Annotated in this window: 11 protein-coding genes; 5 read left to right on the forward strand and 6 right to left on the reverse strand. The window is 46.7% G+C overall.

The genetic code is table 11. The annotated features are described in order from the left end of the window. Window positions 1–211: 211 nt before the first annotated feature. Both ACQKPA_RS27835 and ACQKPA_RS27840 read right to left on the reverse strand, forming a co-directional pair. Window positions 212–1,660, reverse strand: a complete 1,449-nt coding sequence (locus ACQKPA_RS27835; RefSeq protein ID WP_427495672.1) for an ABC transporter substrate-binding protein — start codon at window positions 1,658–1,660, stop codon at window positions 212–214. A gap of 1,222 nt (window positions 1,661–2,882) precedes the next feature. Further along, entirely contained in the window at window positions 2,883–2,966 is an 84-nt protein-coding gene (locus ACQKPA_RS27840; protein ID WP_220687457.1) for a putative holin-like toxin, read from the reverse strand. Between the two features lie 365 nt (window positions 2,967–3,331). Here ACQKPA_RS27840 and ACQKPA_RS27845 point away from each other — a divergent pair, with 365 nt between their 5' ends. From ACQKPA_RS27845 to ACQKPA_RS27855, 3 genes are all read left to right on the forward strand, one after another. Continuing rightward, window positions 3,332–3,841 carry a DUF6933 domain-containing protein gene (locus ACQKPA_RS27845; protein WP_427495673.1) on the forward strand — a complete coding sequence of 170 codons (510 nt, stop codon included), beginning with the start codon at window positions 3,332–3,334 and terminating at the stop codon, window positions 3,839–3,841. A gap of 345 nt (window positions 3,842–4,186) precedes the next feature. Continuing rightward, a complete protein-coding gene (locus tag ACQKPA_RS27850; protein WP_227011709.1) occupies window positions 4,187–4,282 on the forward strand; it encodes a putative holin-like toxin in 96 nt (31 codons plus the stop codon). Between the two features lie 431 nt (window positions 4,283–4,713). Further along, the gene (locus tag ACQKPA_RS27855; protein WP_427495674.1) at window positions 4,714–5,148 is read left to right on the forward strand and encodes a GNAT family N-acetyltransferase; all 435 of its coding nucleotides are present in this window, start codon (window positions 4,714–4,716) and stop codon (window positions 5,146–5,148) included. Window positions 5,149–5,645: 497 nt separating this feature from the next. Here ACQKPA_RS27855 and lepB read toward each other — a convergent pair whose 3' ends face one another. The 4 genes from lepB to ACQKPA_RS27875 all read right to left on the reverse strand — a co-directional run bounded on the left by lepB (window position 5,646) and on the right by ACQKPA_RS27875 (window position 10,242). Continuing rightward, window positions 5,646–6,290: a signal peptidase I gene (gene lepB / locus ACQKPA_RS27860; protein WP_427495675.1), complete on the reverse strand. Its 645-nt coding sequence runs from the start codon at window positions 6,288–6,290 to the stop codon at window positions 5,646–5,648. Between the two features lie 933 nt (window positions 6,291–7,223). After that, the gene (locus tag ACQKPA_RS27865) at window positions 7,224–9,146 is read right to left on the reverse strand and encodes a hypothetical protein (protein WP_427495676.1); all 1,923 of its coding nucleotides are present in this window, start codon (window positions 9,144–9,146) and stop codon (window positions 7,224–7,226) included. Between the two features lie 15 nt (window positions 9,147–9,161). After that, complete coding sequence (locus ACQKPA_RS27870) at window positions 9,162–10,097, reverse strand: hypothetical protein (RefSeq protein WP_427495677.1); 936 nt, start codon at window positions 10,095–10,097, stop codon at window positions 9,162–9,164. Next, window positions 10,090–10,242, reverse strand: coding sequence for a hypothetical protein (locus tag ACQKPA_RS27875; protein ID WP_164817485.1), 153 nt, complete (start codon window positions 10,240–10,242; stop codon window positions 10,090–10,092). The genes ACQKPA_RS27870 and ACQKPA_RS27875 overlap by 8 nt, the downstream gene beginning before the upstream one ends. A gap of 315 nt (window positions 10,243–10,557) precedes the next feature. On the opposite strand from ACQKPA_RS27875, the gene ACQKPA_RS27880 reads away from it, so the two are divergent. Next, window positions 10,558–12,345: a vWA domain-containing protein gene (locus tag ACQKPA_RS27880; RefSeq protein ID WP_427495678.1), complete on the forward strand. Its 1,788-nt coding sequence runs from the start codon at window positions 10,558–10,560 to the stop codon at window positions 12,343–12,345. 215 nt (window positions 12,346–12,560) lie between these two features. Further along, entirely contained in the window at window positions 12,561–15,950 is a 3,390-nt protein-coding gene (locus ACQKPA_RS27885) for a tubulin-like doman-containing protein (RefSeq protein WP_427495679.1), read from the forward strand. Window position 15,951 lies beyond the last annotated feature (1 nt).

Below are 15,951 nucleotides of genomic sequence, written 5' to 3' on the forward strand. Positions count from 1 at the left end.
AGATTTCTGTAATAGCTTAAATGCGTTCAACTAACGGGAGACGATAGTTCAACGAAGATAATTTATTCCTAACAGGAAACGTTAGTTAAACGATCAAGGAGCAGTTCACCACCGCGGCAGCTGCTCCTTATTTCATTCCTGTTTGCACAGGTACGATAAGCCGATCTTCTTTATTTTGAGCTCAGAGTCTGTTCAAGGGTACGACCTTTGCTTACCAGTCTTTACCCGATTCCGCCTGGGATTTGATGTAGTTGGGAATTTCCACGGTCTCGGAGACGGTAAATGCCGCCTCAACCGACATCGCGTCCTTCAACACGTGCTGCCGGAACACGGAATACAGCGGAATATCCCAGTACTCGGTGTTCTGGTAGTTCTGTACGACAGCATTGGAACCCCAGTAAACACCCGAGGTGTCGACGTTGGCCAGCCCTGGAATGTCGTCACCAAAGCTGTCCACGACTGCGGGCGTCTCCAGGACTCCCTTGATGGCATGGCGAGACAGCGCTACCTGTCCCTCCTCCGACACCAGCCATTTCACGATCTCGATGGCCTTCTCTTGATGGCGCGCCTGCGGTGGAATGAACGCCGCCATCGTGTTAGGCTGGTACGTCGTCTCTGAACCAGTATTGAGCACTGGCACCGACGTGACGCCGACATCGATACTATTCAAATACTCATGGAAACTCGCCTCATCGTCATCCTTGATGAAGAGATCGTCGCCAACGTATGCCGGCAGTTTCTGCAACGTGTCCACCGCCATCGCGACATGCCCGGGACGGCTCATGTCGCCCTTGAGGAAGTCGTTAACCGTGGTGAACCCGTTACGAGGAAGCCAGAGGAACCGATCGATGTTCTCTCCCAATTGGTTCCACTCCGGTGACGTGATGTCCACCTTCACGTCCGCAGGTGCTGGCTCCTCGCTGTCAGTCGGCTGGAACGGATACAGTCCGAGCTGGTTATACTGCAAGTAGTTGTCGGGATGCTGCATGTATCCCTTGTAAGCGTCGAGCCCATCCTGCCTGGTCAGCTTCTTGGCCAGCTTGAAGATCTTGTCGTACGTCATGCCCGGCGTCGGATACTTCTCGCCGAACTTATCGAAGATCTTCTTGTTGTAGTAGAGCATATAGTCGTCAATAAAGAGCGGAACGCCGTAAATCCCGCCATCTGACCGCGACTTTACCATCTCCACTGCAGCCTGGTTGAGCGTGCTCAGGTCGAGCCCGCTCTGCTCGATCATAGGTGTCATATCCTGAACCCAACCACGATGCTCGAAATCACGATCGATCCGGTTGTAAGGGTTATCGATGATGATGTCGGGTACGATCCCGGCCGCATCCAGATCCTCATAGCGGACCGGATAGTCCCAGGTGCCGAACTTGATCTTAAGTCCCGGGAAGGCTTCCCGAAGCTTGTCGCCGATGATCTCGTTGAATACCACGTCGCCGCCGGTGTGGTCGTCATCGTTCGTGCTATATTCGAGCGGTTTGTAGTTGGCCGCGAAGATGTAGATCTCATCGTCATCGACGGAGTAGGGTGTGTTGTATCGGTTAGGAATGCTTATGCTGCCCGTGCCGTCCTCGGCCGCGGAGCTAAGGGGCGTTAAACTAACAGTCATAGCTAACATCAGCATTAGACTTAAACCTTTTTTGGACTTGGACATCTCAAATTCCCTCCCATTATAAAGTAATGTTTTCTCCTGCTTTCTCGCTCATTCTTAGCTTTTTAACTTCGACATATAGAAGCGTTTGGAGGATAATTGAAAAATATGATTTTTTTCTTTAATAGCCGGTGGCGGGAATAGAGCCTGTACTTAACCAGGGTATATGCTCTACCTCTCAAGAAAGGCCGCTTCTTGCTCCTTTGCGAGGGGATTATAATCTTTTGGCTTCTCCGGTGCTTTCGTTGTCGTAGTTATGTCCAGATGAATAAGCGAGACTACAGTTTGTCGAGCCCTTTTCACCTCCTTTCATACAAAGTTTACAATTCGATATTTTTATTCTATATTATTGCAATATTTACATTACTACGATCTAACACCATTATGTATAGGGCAAAAGCGCTTTCATAGAGGTGAATGCGTTCAAATTTAAAATGAACAAGCGGAGTCTGGATGAATTCGACCGGTTCGTCGAGGAGTTCAATGCGAACGCCCTCGCCAGCCCTCGCCGAGCTTATCCTTGAGGATGTTCTTAATACGCTTGATCTTATCCGTCTCTTTATCGATGGCGAATACGACCATGTTTTCACTTGCGCCTCCGATCTTACGGAATCTGCTACTGCCGAATTGGCTGGAAAATTGAGGCTTCCTAGCACCAATGTTGCGTTCAGAATTACAGATGCCTCTGCTCTATGGCTTTCTTGCTCGTTATCTTGTACAAATGCAATCCCCCGAACGATGTATTTTTGCGAACTGCGACAAGAAAATAGCTTGACCCTCTCTACTGGTCTAGGGGGGGATATTTATACATCTGATCCTGCTACTCTATAGCCAAGTACTTTTCATACATTTCGTATGCGTCCAATACATTCATCTTCTAGGTTAATCGATCATTTCGTCGTACTGCGACACATCTGTTAATGGAGAAGGAGATTAAACTAACTGGCAGGATAGTTTAATAAACTCACGAATACTCTACATATGGAATTATTTACGAAGTTCGTAGATAATACGTTAAGTGAAATTACCGCAGACAACATTACAGACCTTATATAAATAAAAATAATCAATAAAACCTATAAAAGCGTTATAAAATGAGTTATACTGAGGTAAGAATAAGTAAGGAGCCGTGCGCGAACACGACTCCAAAGTACAACAACTGCATAAAGAGCAGTCGGCCACGTAAGATGGGTCGGAAATAGACCGTTATCCTAGCCAGGGCGGTCTATTTCTTTTTCATGTAGGTGAGCAATGCCAAAATGAACATGCCGAACATGAACATTAAGGAAAGTGCATCTTTGACCTCCATGGGCATCACCTCCCTTCTGGGAGATTAGCCGACCGCCCTTATAGCCGTATATTGTACTAGAAAATTATAACATATAAAACATGATGAAATACCATTAAAATACTATAAATAACTAGAATACATAGAAAACAATATTTACATCTAAATCGTATATGAGAATGTAAATACAGAGAAGGCAGTAACATCACTTAACAATGCATCTATACTGCGGGGCATTCGCCCCTTGGTTGTCAGAAGCAAGCCTCCTAGGCGTAAATTCAGACAACACACGACCCGACCTAAGATAAGACTATCTACGGCCGGGTCGCGTCATAGATGCGGTAACGTTATCTGAAACCAGTGCAAGAACGAAAGGAACAAAAGTCATGATTATTTTCAAAACAACGAAAGACACATTAAAAGATCTAAATGCCAAACCAGAAACAATTGAACATACGGATTCTTTCTTTAGTTGGCATGTAAACCTTTTCAAATTATATGGTAGAAAGCACTATGTGTTTATGAATGACTTTTCTAGATTAAGTTTAACTGTCACTGGTATTAGAACAAATCAAGCAAATAAACTAAGAGAAATCTTTAAAGATAATTTGGAAGCTTATTTTGCCGTTGAAGAAATCCCTGATACTCTAGCGCAATATTATTTAGAAAGATGTAGCGAAAAGGCTATTACCAAAACGGATAGTAGAAGTGTTATAAGTACAATGAATGAAATTATGCTTGTTATGAAGACCCTAGAGAGCGAAAACGAAGATTTCAGAGATCAAGCTCTACGACACAAGTGGAATAATCGATTTATTTACAAACCAATCGATTATAAATATCCAATTGATGTATTTGTTAAAGAGCTTGAAAGAAGAATTAAAAATGAGAATTAGAGAACTCGAAGAAGGCACTGGCTTCAGATAACATTATTTTCACGCATCGGAGCCTGGCGGCTCCTCGGTCCGCCCGAGGAGAATGACATTGAAGCGTGTTCAAGCGGACTCATCCGCACCGACTAACCGCATCGCGGCCGGCTGCTGGCGCAGCCTTAAGTCGGTGGGACGTCGTGAATACAGGAACGTTATCTGAAAGGGCCGCCAATTGTATTAAAACCATATTTAGAATCAAAAATCCAAAGTCATAATAAGAACGCTTGTACGCAGATGTATATAAAGGTAAAATATAACTACAATTGAATCTTGGGTGGTCATGGTTTCCCTTCGAAAGGAGGTGAAGCCATGGAAGTGAAAGATGCACTAACGATTATGTTCCTATTTGGATCATTCATTCTTGCACTTTTAACTTACATTAATAATAACAACAAGAGAAAGTAAAAACCCACCCTAAGGTTGACCGCCGAAGGTGGGTTTCCGATCGTAAATGACTAAGAAGGGATTACCCATCCAAGCCAATTGTATGGACCAAGTGTTAGCGCACTTGGTCTTTATTAAATATATAATACCATACTTGAAAAGATGTATCAAAGAACTAATTGAGTTAGAAAACATTGTTGAACAGGCATATAGACTGATATTGAAATTAATTCGAAGATGGCATCCCCATCAGATAACATCGTATCTACGTTTCGGACCGTTCGGCCCTTGGTTCGCGAGAAGTGGTAGGCAGAGAAGCTGAATCAGCTCACAACCCTGCGAGGCTAAGTCCGTTGGACCCGGCGCATTCGCGCCTTAAGCCTCTCGGGTTCGTAGATACAGGAACGTTATCGGAAATCCTTGCAAGATTATAAATCATAGGAGCTGAAGGCGTGGACATAAAAGTCAGAATGGCAAAAAAAGATGACGCATTTGAGTTGTCTGAATTGTTCGTTGAGTTTATTGGAACGAGATCTAACATTAAAAAGATCCAATATCAGCTAGACCTATTACATAAGCAACCAAACTACTATGTTGCAGTAGCATGTTTAGAGGAAAATGTAGTTGGAACAGCCATGGGCATTGTTTGTCCAGATATTGTAGGTGAGTGTCAGCCATACTTGCTTGTAGAAAATGTAGTTGTTTCATCTGTGTACCAGGGAAGTGGAATTGGTAAGAAACTCATGAATGCACTCGAGGATTTTGCTATGGAAAACCTATGCTCTTATATAATCTTAGCTTCTAGTAAAAATCGTGAACAAGCCCATAGATTTTATGAATCAATTGGATATGAGGGTACTAAGCGTGGATTTATTAAACGAATCTGATTTGTTAAATACTAAAGTGCTCTCAGCACTTTCGAAGATGGTAAGGACATCTGATAACAACGTATTCACGTATCGGTCTCCCGAGGTGGAAGCAGGGGAGCATACTCAGGACAACCCTGCACTGGCTAAGTCTTCGACCCGGTAGGCCGATCATTGTGCTCGATCGACCGGCTGCTTAAGCCAGTGAGGGTTGGTGAATGCCCTAACGTTAGACGAAATTATTGTATGATAAACATCTACATGTATCCAGATACTATCAGCAATAATATGAACAATAAATATAATGAATTTATGAAGGAGACTAACAATGAAAGATCCTAGAATTGAACAACTCGCTAACAATCTTATTCAATATTCGGTGAAGCTACAACGTGGGGAAAAAATATTAATTGAGGTTGATGGTTTGGCTTTAGCCAGTTGAGTGCGCGAAACAAAACCACCCGCTACGCGGGTGAGGGATGTCTAATGACACAAAAGTGTCAACATTGCACGAGAGTTTACTTTTTATATCCAATAACTGTACCTATGATATCCTTTTTATGAATCGGGCCAAATTTGAAACTATCGACACTTCGCCACCAATTATCGCCTATAACAAAATAATGTTCCTGAGGAATTGTGATTTCTTTAATGTTGTTATGAAAATAATCATTAAACCGATGAGGATCTTCCCCATTCTCGTGTGCCCACATAATATATTCCTCCTCGACCATTCCGAGATTCCTTGCGCTACCATAAAAAGTATCAAGACGTAGATCATTGACAAAAACTTGACCTTTCTTTACTTTTAACTTTTCTCCGGGCATTCCGACAATCCGTAGAATTTTCGTCTCCGGTATATACGGAGGTTGGTTTTTCAACTCTTCTTTAGGTGTCTGGATGTATACCACATCACCTCTGTTAAATTCACGTTGATTGGGATTAACAACAAATTTTCCCCATTCACCTGAATGATACTCAAATGTCCCCTGATCCATCTCATCAATTAAGTTTTCTATTAGTATGGTATCTTCAGGCACATCTTTCATTTCACTAACGTAATAAGGAGTCACTGTATCAGTAATCGTTTGAGGTGTTGATTCTTGAATATGACAACCGGTTACCAAGAATAACAGGATGAATGCAAACCATACGATTCTCATCTTTCCCCTCCAAGGTATATAAAATTTTATTGAGTTTGCATTAAGAAATCATATCGATCGTCCCTTTTGTTGTCTCTGTAGAATGCAAATAAAGTTATAGCAAATTAAAGTCGTATTGAGCAATGAAAAGTCAGAGTCGAGTAGATGCAGGAATATTTCCTGATATTTGCTCGGCTTTTCTTTTGTTTCAGGGGAAAGGAAAGGGATTTTGGGTTAGAGGGAGGAAAACAGAGAAGTTCTCTCAAAGGTAATCTCAGGCTTTTGCCCAAGCGTATTAAGGCTTCGCTGGTGTTGAAGCGTGGTTTACCCAGGCATTGCACTGGGTTTTAGTTAATGCTTCGATAACTTATTTTTACCACGCATTTATAATCCATCTAACCAAGGATACATACTTATAAAAATTTGATTCTCCATCCCAAGAATATGTATCTAATTCGACTAAAAGGTAAAGATAAGTGCCATAGGAAAGGGTCAATAGGATAGATTGTTCTACTTTACCATCTGAATTTCTAAATACCCATTTCCATAACCAATAAATTCCGTAAAGAAAAGAAATAACCACCAATGGAAGCATGATATACCCGATAGCAAAATACATAAGGATAGAAGATAATATATAAGATAGCCAAAAGATCCCCATTAACAGAGCAAATAAGATCATATATATGAAGTAACTCTTAACCTTCCTCATCGCAAATAATAACTCCGTTCAGTTTTAGGGATATTATATCATAGGCAATTTCAACTTCGATGGAACTTGAGAATACATGTTCAATGGATTATTCAGAAGTCATCAAAACCTGTTGCATTTCCGATCTCGGAGTTAACGAACCAGTCTACATACAGATCAGCGAAAATGAAATCATTTCACGATTTCGGGAGAATAGAAAGGCTGCGCCCCTGTTGATAAGGGACGCAGCCTTTTTGTTATACCTACTCGATCGATTCCACCTGAATGACAGGCACCTGCGTGATCTGACCGGATACGGTGCTGTCACGACTTCCGTTATGGTCTTGTTGGACACCATCCGGATTGATATCCTCGGTAGTGACGGCGTCGCTTGGATTCTCGGTTTCATCTATAGTGTCTCCATTGTGTCCGTCAACCTGTTCAGTCTCCGGTTCAACGGGATTTGAAGAAGTGGAACTCTGGCTTCCCGGGACCTCCAGCTGCTGATACTCGCTGCTGAATGTTCCGATGAGGGTCACGATCCCCGCAGGGAAATCCAGGTCTCCTCTTAAAATGACATGGTATCCATCGCGTTTTGCAACGACTTCGCCATAGCCGCCCTCCAGGATATGGACAGAGAAGCGAACCTTCTCATTCGGATAATTCTCGATATTAGCGATATCGATGTCGGTATAATGAACCTGATGTCCTGTGAATCCGTATTGGTCTCCCTGACGCTCGAAGATGGCGATCTCGTCCGGGCTGGCTCCTTCCAGATTCGTCACCAGCAAAGACTTATCCGGTTGCACTTGATAGCCTTCAGCCGTGAACTGGAACAGCGGCGTCAGATTGGCATCTCTGGCTTCATACCCTGAATACAATATCAGACCGGTCCCTGCGTCGCCCTCCACTAGGATAACCGGATGATTCGCGGTGCTAAGCGATTCCTCAACTGAAACCTGTTGGATGGCGATGTCGGAAGGATAGTCATGGTTTTGGAATAATTGCACCGTTTCATCGGCATTCAAGACCGCTAAATAGATGATGTTCCCCTCATCGACTCCAATGGCATAGGCCAATCCTCCGAAGCGATTCCCGCCTCCGCTTACGTAGCTGAAGCTGCCTTTCAGCCCCGCCGTTTGGAACAAACGAATCGGATCGTGGATCGTCCAGGCCAATTCGGCAGCGTGCAGTTTACCGCTCATATCCTGATACCCCGACAGCGCTTCATAAAGTGCTACCGCTTCCTCGTAGTTCTGGCTTTGTACCATCCCATCGGCAGCTGCAATCCACCGATTGATCTGATTCTGAATATACGCCATAATTTCCGCGTTCTTCCGCTCGTTCCGTTCCAGGTAATCACGATACCCCATTGCGTGCGAAGCAAAATCGGAGGGCCGCTCTCGCTGCACGTCCTTTTCCAGCATGGTATACACAAGTTCATCGGTCTTGCCGTTCACCCAGGCAGCCGGCAGAGATCGACTGGCATATTCGGAACTCATGTCGTGTGACCAATTCAGCAAATCCGTATACATTCCGGCTCCTGCCAGACGGGTTAGAACCATTTCGTCATAACGCTGGAACAGACGGAGCAGCTTGTCATTCTTCTGCTTCTCCCCGCCGTAGAATGAATCCGGAATGCGGAGCAAATTCCATTTGAAGCTGTTGTCGTTATACTGCTGCTCTTCAAGCAGCTCATCGGCCTGGCGGTTAAACAAACCAATGAACTGCAGGAATATCCGTTTGACATCGTCGGGGATTCCATAGAAAGCAGCAATTTCATCGTAGTAGGAAGCATAAGCTCCTTGTTGTCTGGCAAGCTTCTGCTCCGCGTCAAGCAATTCGGCATACACGTTCATGAAGCCGGAAAAATCGCCTGCTTCCCCGACCCGGCTCAATCGATGATCAAGCGAGGAAAGGCTCTGCTTCATGGAAGTAATGGGTTCAAGCTCTTGTAGTCTTGAGGCAAGCAGCTCTTCTTTATATAGAAGAGAGCGATTATTTCGCGCTTTCTGATACCACTCTTCTGCCTGAACGAGCTTCTTCTGAGCATACAATAGCTCTGCTTGTGCCATCGATTCGATTTTCTGATAGATATGAATTCCCTTATATCCGATCAGCAGCAGAAGGACTATACATAAAAAAAGATACAGATTACGCAGGGTTAGCGTGTTTTTCATCGTCATAACGGTATAGCCCCTCTAATCCCATTTTTGAAAATCAGGGTCCGAGCGGTAGTGTTCATTATAAATGGCCGACACCCGGTCCCGCAGGCCGTTCCACGACAAGCCGGGATTTCGGCGTACGATCTGATACAAACGGAGGAAGCGATATCTCGGCAATCCATCCGCATAGCGGCTAATGAAATCAGGGAACGTATCGATGTATTTTTTCTTCCGTACCGCTGCCCCGGCGGCGTCGATCATAATCTGCCTGCCTTGCTCCATCCGCAAAATGTTGCATTCATGGTCGAGCAGGTATTGGATGGCTTTGCTGTTAATCAACTCGCGTTTAATTTTGGCGATTTCACCGATATAAGCGGCCAGGTCCGGGTCAAACTCATCCAGCAATAACGGTTCGAGTTCAAGCTCCATATCCTTGCGCAGGCTGAAGCTTTGAAGAAGAACGATCTGCTGCAGACGGATGCGGTCATTCCGGACCAAGGAGGCAATTTCCCTGACGATTTCATACCCTAGCTGGGTATCTTCCTTGATGGCGGCAGAAGCCGTCGCTTTGTTCAGGTCAAGGCCTTCAAGAATCTGTTTTCGCTGACTTCTTATAAGCTTGTCCAGAGCGTGCAAGGTCTCGGAATGCAGCACTCGCCGCTGGATCAGCCATAACCATACAAGCAGGACCACCATACAAACAAAGGAGATCACGATCTGCAAGAAGGTCTGACTAAGAAGTACGGCAGAGAGCCCTATAATGTAGAAGAGAAGTCGGTCACTCTGCATGGAACGCTTGGCCATTTTCTCTGCAAGTTCCATAACGGGAACAAGGGCGTTCCGTTTACAGTGAGCGCAGCTGTCTTCCCAAAGAATCGTGAAATGGTGGCAATGTTTGCAAACCCTTAACTTTTGGTAGACATATCTCGTTTTACTATAGGGGCGAAGTTGTACGGGTTTTTTCTTATCCATGCTGTTCCCTCTGTGAGTTGGCCACTTCAAGCAGAGTCTGATGCAGCTGCTCCGGTGTCGGGGCGTTCTTCTTACGCTTGAAGTAGGCCGTGATCTTGATGATGACAAAAAGAAACAAAATCCCGAGACATCCGTATGTAATCATATATCTATTCCTTTCGGCATCATATTTGTTCGAAAATGGCGGTGAGGCTTGTGTCCTAAGTCCGGGTGGTACGACTGATTATGTTGAACTTTGGCAGGTATAATTATATCATATGGACATAGTGCTGGTATATTTTAGTGACTTCCATGGTATTTTCTATATAAATACGCCAGAGAAATGGATGTTTCCGTTGTTGTTTTTTAAGCTTTCTTTCATGTAATTTTAAGACTTATTGCCTACAGTTAGACTAATGGTCTGACAAACGAACCGAGGCATCCACCTGATGCTAGACTAAATGGATGAAGGAGTAATTCGATGTTACGTAAAAATAAATGGCTGCTCTCTTTGATGGCTGCGGTGCTGCTGACCCTGAGCTGGAGCGGAGGAACCATGCCTCAGGCAATGGCTGCCTCGCAAGGCTCCAAGATTGATGCCGTACTGGTGATGGATGCCAGCAACTCGATGAAAAACAGTGATCCGGAGAGGATCGGCAGCGAAGCGATGAAGATGTTTATCGACATGCTGGCCACCACCGGCGACAAGGTCGGCGTCGTATCCTATACTGACCGGATTCAGCGGGAGAAAGCGCTGCTTGAAATTCAGTCGGAGGCGGACAAGACCGCGCTGAAGGAGTTTATCGATCAGCTGGATCGCGGCCCGTACACGGATATGTCCGTAGGCATTGATGAAGCCGTGAAAGTGCTGAAGCAGGGAATGGACCCGGCGCATGCGCCGATGATCGTTGTTTTGGCCGACGGTAACAATGACCTGGATCCAAACACAGGCAAGACGAGCCAAGAAGCGTCAGACCTGTTAGATCAAGCCGTCAAGGAGGCCAAGGGAAGCGGTATCCCGATTTATACGATCGGGCTGAATGCCGACGGGAAGCTGAATAAAGAAACGTTGGCTGAATTGGCAAACCAAACGGGGGGGAAATCCTTTACCACCAGTTCGGCGGATGATCTTCCGCAAATATTAAGCGAGATTTTTGCCAGCCACCAGCAGCTTAAAATCGTTCCGGTTCAATCAATTACCGGCAACGGAAGCTATCAGGAGGTTACGGTCCGTGTGCCGAATGCGAACGTGCTGGAGGCGAACATTTCCATTATGTCCTCAAGCCCCGTCGACGTGAAGCTGGTCGATCCTGCCGGCGCTGAGCAGACTATTCCTTCGGGCAATGTCCTGCGATCCACTTCCAATTCCTATTCGCTGCTCAAGCTGCTGAAGCCGCAGCAAGGCGATTGGAAGCTGCAGGTGAAAGGCGTATCGAAAGACAAAATCGACATTAACCTCGTATTCAACTACGACCTGGAGCTGACCATGGATCCTCCGCCACCATCAAAGGTAAAGGCTGGAGACACGATCGATATCAAGGCATATCTCGTCAGCAATGGACAGAAGCTGCAGGACCAGGAACAGTATGGCAATATGATGGCCAAGCTATTGGTTAAGGATCTGGACACCGGGGACGAGTCAGAGGTCGAGCTTGAGAATAAAGGCGGCAGCTTTGAAGGGAGTTACAAGATTCCGCAAAAGCACGACTACGAGCTGAGGGTACGGGCGGAGGAGCAGAGCTTCTACCGCGAAAGCGCGCCTCTGAAGATTAGCGCAAAAACGGCAGCCGCGGGCTCCGGAAGCGGCGGGAAGGAGATGACTGCGGGCGAGGATGCGAAACCTTTTCCATTATGGCCCGTAATCATTGGCATCGCGGCGCTGCTCATTGTTGGAGGAGCTGCATATTTCATACTCGGCGCGATTAAGAAAGCGAACAAAGGCTTTGTCGGTCAGATCGTAATCGAGATCAGGGACGAAAACACCGGCGAGAAGACATTCCCGCAATACAAGAAGCTGACTTCGTTCAAAGGGAAGTTCAATCTGCATCAGCTTCTGCAGCTTGCTCCCGAGTTGAAGGAGACCGAGAAAATCTTATTCATGCCGGGCAAGAACGACCGTATTATACTTAAAAATAATTCTTCAGCCGTGATTGAGAAATCCGGCCGCGCGCTGGATGCATCGAATGGCACGGAGCTTAAGAACGGAGACCGGCTGAGAGTTTCCCTGCAGCAGGCGGACAAAACGATATTATTTGAATATTTGGCTTAAAGTGCGTGTTCAAAAAGAGCTGCTTCCCGATTCACTTCGTGTTAGATATAGAATTTATAAGTTATCTTGCTACGCTGATGAAATTCTGTATCGCAAGAAAACCTACCTTTAAATCGCGGTCGCTCGTCCTTGAATTGACCTCGATTGGTTTTCTTATCAAAAGCGGACTTTTTGGAACAACCTATTAAAGCCATGACCTATCAGGAGGGGAAGTTATGAAACCGGTAGTTAGAGAACATATACAACAGCTTGACGTTTCACTTGGAGGCGGGATTGTCAGCGAGAAAATACGGGTCGATACCATCGACAATCCGATCCTTATCATTGGACTCGGAGGGACGGGGATCGATGCGCTGCTGCGCTTGAAATATCAGATTAACCGCCGTTTCAAGCTGCCGGAGGATCCGTTGTCCAAGAAGAGAATGGACAAGCCGGATAATGTGGAGTTTCTGGCTTTTGAGACCAACGAGCAGGATAAGAATAAACGCTATAAAGGCATCGGGCTTGATCCGATCAATGAATTCGTGCTTCTCTCCAATGCCGAGATTGGAGGCCTCCTCCAGAACCGCAGCATCTTGGAGCCTTATATTACAGATTGGCTGTCGCCAGAGCTGAGCATTACCGATGGCATGAACGGGGCAGCAGGCGTACGCCAAGCGGGCCGCTTGCTCCTGTTCACGAAGATTACGCAAGTGGTGCAGGCGATTGACAAGAAGATTAAGACGCTGTCGGTCGGCACGAACAAAAAGCTGATGGTCTTCCTGCTGACGGGGCTGTCCGGCGGTACGGGCAGCGGCTGCTTCTTGGATATCGCCTATATCGTCCGCGGCATTATCGAACGCGACCACGGCTCTGCCGGCATCGACCGCGTGAATACGCTTGGCTATCTGTTTACGCCGGATATTAATCTGGCGAACAAAAGCTTGAGCGAGCATACGCGCGAATACATCAAGAAGAACGGTTATGCCGCACTCAAAGAGCTCGATTACTGGATGAACGTGGATGCCAGAGGCGAGCGATTCAAGCAGCAGTACGGCAACATTCTGAACGTGAACTCTCCACTGCCTCCGTTTAATCTGTGCCATCTGATTTCCGCTACGAATACGGAAGGCAAGCTGCTGGAGAACGCCTATGATTACTGCATGAACGTTACCGCGGAGAACATCACGAACTTCATGGCCAGCGAGGAAAAACAGTCCGGCGAAGAGTTTGCGATCCATGACTATATCAGCAACATCCGCACCAATATCGCGCAGATGAACAAGGCATACCCTGCCAATTACGATTACAACATTATCGGCGCATCTTCAGCTGTTCTACCCATTGAAGAGATGACCACTTATCTCGCGTACCGCGTCTTCGGCAAAATGCAAACCATGTTCGAGAAAGCGCCGAGCCAGGAGGACGTCGAGAAATTCGCAAGCAAGCTGGGCATCGATCTGGACTCGATGACGAAGAATTTCGAGTCCCGCGTGCCGGAGCCGCTGCCCGGATACCAGAACAGCGAACGGCTCAGCTACGCGAACGTTGTGAAGAACCAGGTCATCAATATGGACACGGAGCTGGAACAGAATTTCCTGGCGAGAGCCCGCGAGGAGTATATTAAGGCGAAGAAGCAGCTGCCAGGCGAGATCGTGGCTCAGTTCAGCGATCAAATTCGCCGCATGTTCCTGCATCCGCAGCAAGGACCGTTCTATGTGTCCCGGTTGATCTATACGGAGAAGGGCTTCAGCCTGCTGAAGATGCTGCTGTCCTACATCGAAGCGCTGCGCGAGAATCTGACCCGCATTCCCCGTGACATCGAGTCGGCCAGGGAACAGGCCATTGAACGCCTGGGCGATGCGAAGAGCGCTTTTGTCTCCAAGGATAAGAAGAAGAATATCTATATTGAAGCTAAAATCAACGAATATTGGCTGGAAGCCGATGTGGAACGCACCGAGCAGATGATTGAATTCTATGAGGATTTATACGATCTGCTGAATCAGGAGAACAACCGGATTTACAGCGTATATACGGAAATTCTGAATGCGCTGAATTCGATTTTCGCCAAGAACGGCGACATTCTCGTGAACGGTGAAGAACAACAGGATCATAAAGGGAATAAGACGTATTACTGGAACCTGGTCAGCGTGCCCGACATTTCCGATGTTATCAACAAAATCATGGATCAGAAGGATGTGGACGATCTTATCCGCGATTTCGCGCAGGAGCTGCTGAGCCATGCCAATCGTTGGACCCGTGAGCAGGAGATCGATATCGTCAGATCTATTTCGGAGTTTCTTACCGATAAATTCGGCGATTTGATTACCCGCTCGATGGAGGATTTCCTCGTCATGAAATTCGGCCAGGAAGATTCCATCGAAAAATTTGTCGAGCGCAACATCGCCAGCAAGCTGGATGACGAAGCCGTGCCGGTCTTCCATCTAAGCAACAGCGCAGGCAATTTGTACTTCCCTTCGTGGGGTTTTGTGTCCGTGCCTGTACAGGCTCCGAGCATCCTGAAGGGGATTCGCAATTATCAGAACAATTCGGTCGGGAAGTCTCACTTCACCGTGAAGGAGAGCGAAGTGAAGAACCGGATTTTCTGGCTGAATACGAAGAACGGCGTGCCGCTGTTCGTTTACACGCCGCTTAAGGTTTATGAGGAGAGTTACGAACGCACGATCATGGACAAGGAAGGCGTTGGGCGCCACTTGGTACAGACGGACCGCAACAATTGGACGTACCTGCCATCGCCGATTCCCGAAAAATCCTGGGGGGATACCTACGTCAACCCGAGGGTTCAGGATTACAACGCCCGGGTTCGCGCCGAATTTAACCAGGCGCTTGAGTTTAAGGTCATCATCCAGAAGGATGTTGACCAGAATACGAGCAGCCGCTATGCGGTCGTGTTTACGAAGCCATTTGATCTGAACGAGCTGCTTCGTGCTTATGATCTGCAGCTCGATAGTCCCAAGCCTAACCTTGGCGAGGTCAAGCGGGCATGGACCGAGCTGAAGCGATTGATGAACGAGGGACTGGAGCGGGTTGGCTCCAAGGATATTTTCAACAGCATCAACGAGGATATGGCCAAGGAGAATCTGATTCGTTCGCCGGAAATGATCCGCAGTGTGCGGGAAGAGCTGAAGAAATATGCCTCGATCGCAGCTAAAATCACGGAGTTCGAGCTCTTGATCAGTGACAATCAGAATGAAGAGAAATGGCTTGATCAATTCATCGAGGCCTTGTACACCGGGACGATCACCAAGAAGGGTGCGCTCTTCGTTTATGACCGCGATCCGGAGGAGGATTCCTGGGAGCCGTTTGCCAATCTGCTGAAAAGCGTGAATGACGTGGAGTATGAAGTCTACAAGCACTTCCGTCAGCTGGACGAGAAAAGCCGCAGCACGCTGCTTCGCAAATCCTCCCGCCGCGATCAGGAGCTGACCGCTTCCGAGGACATTACGTCGCTGCTCACGAAGCTGGAAGAATTGGCCGAGCGGTTCCTGGAAACGCGCGACCGGCTCGAATACGAGAAGGTGGAGCTTGCGGACGGTGAAGAGCGATACCAGTTCTACAGACAGGTATCTTCGAAATTAAACGACATCCGAAGAAGGTTGAAATAGA

The sequence above is a fragment of the Paenibacillus sp. NPDC093718 genome, assembly GCF_050279985.1.
Taxonomy (GTDB): Bacteria; Bacillota; Bacilli; order Paenibacillales; family Paenibacillaceae; genus Paenibacillus_AQ.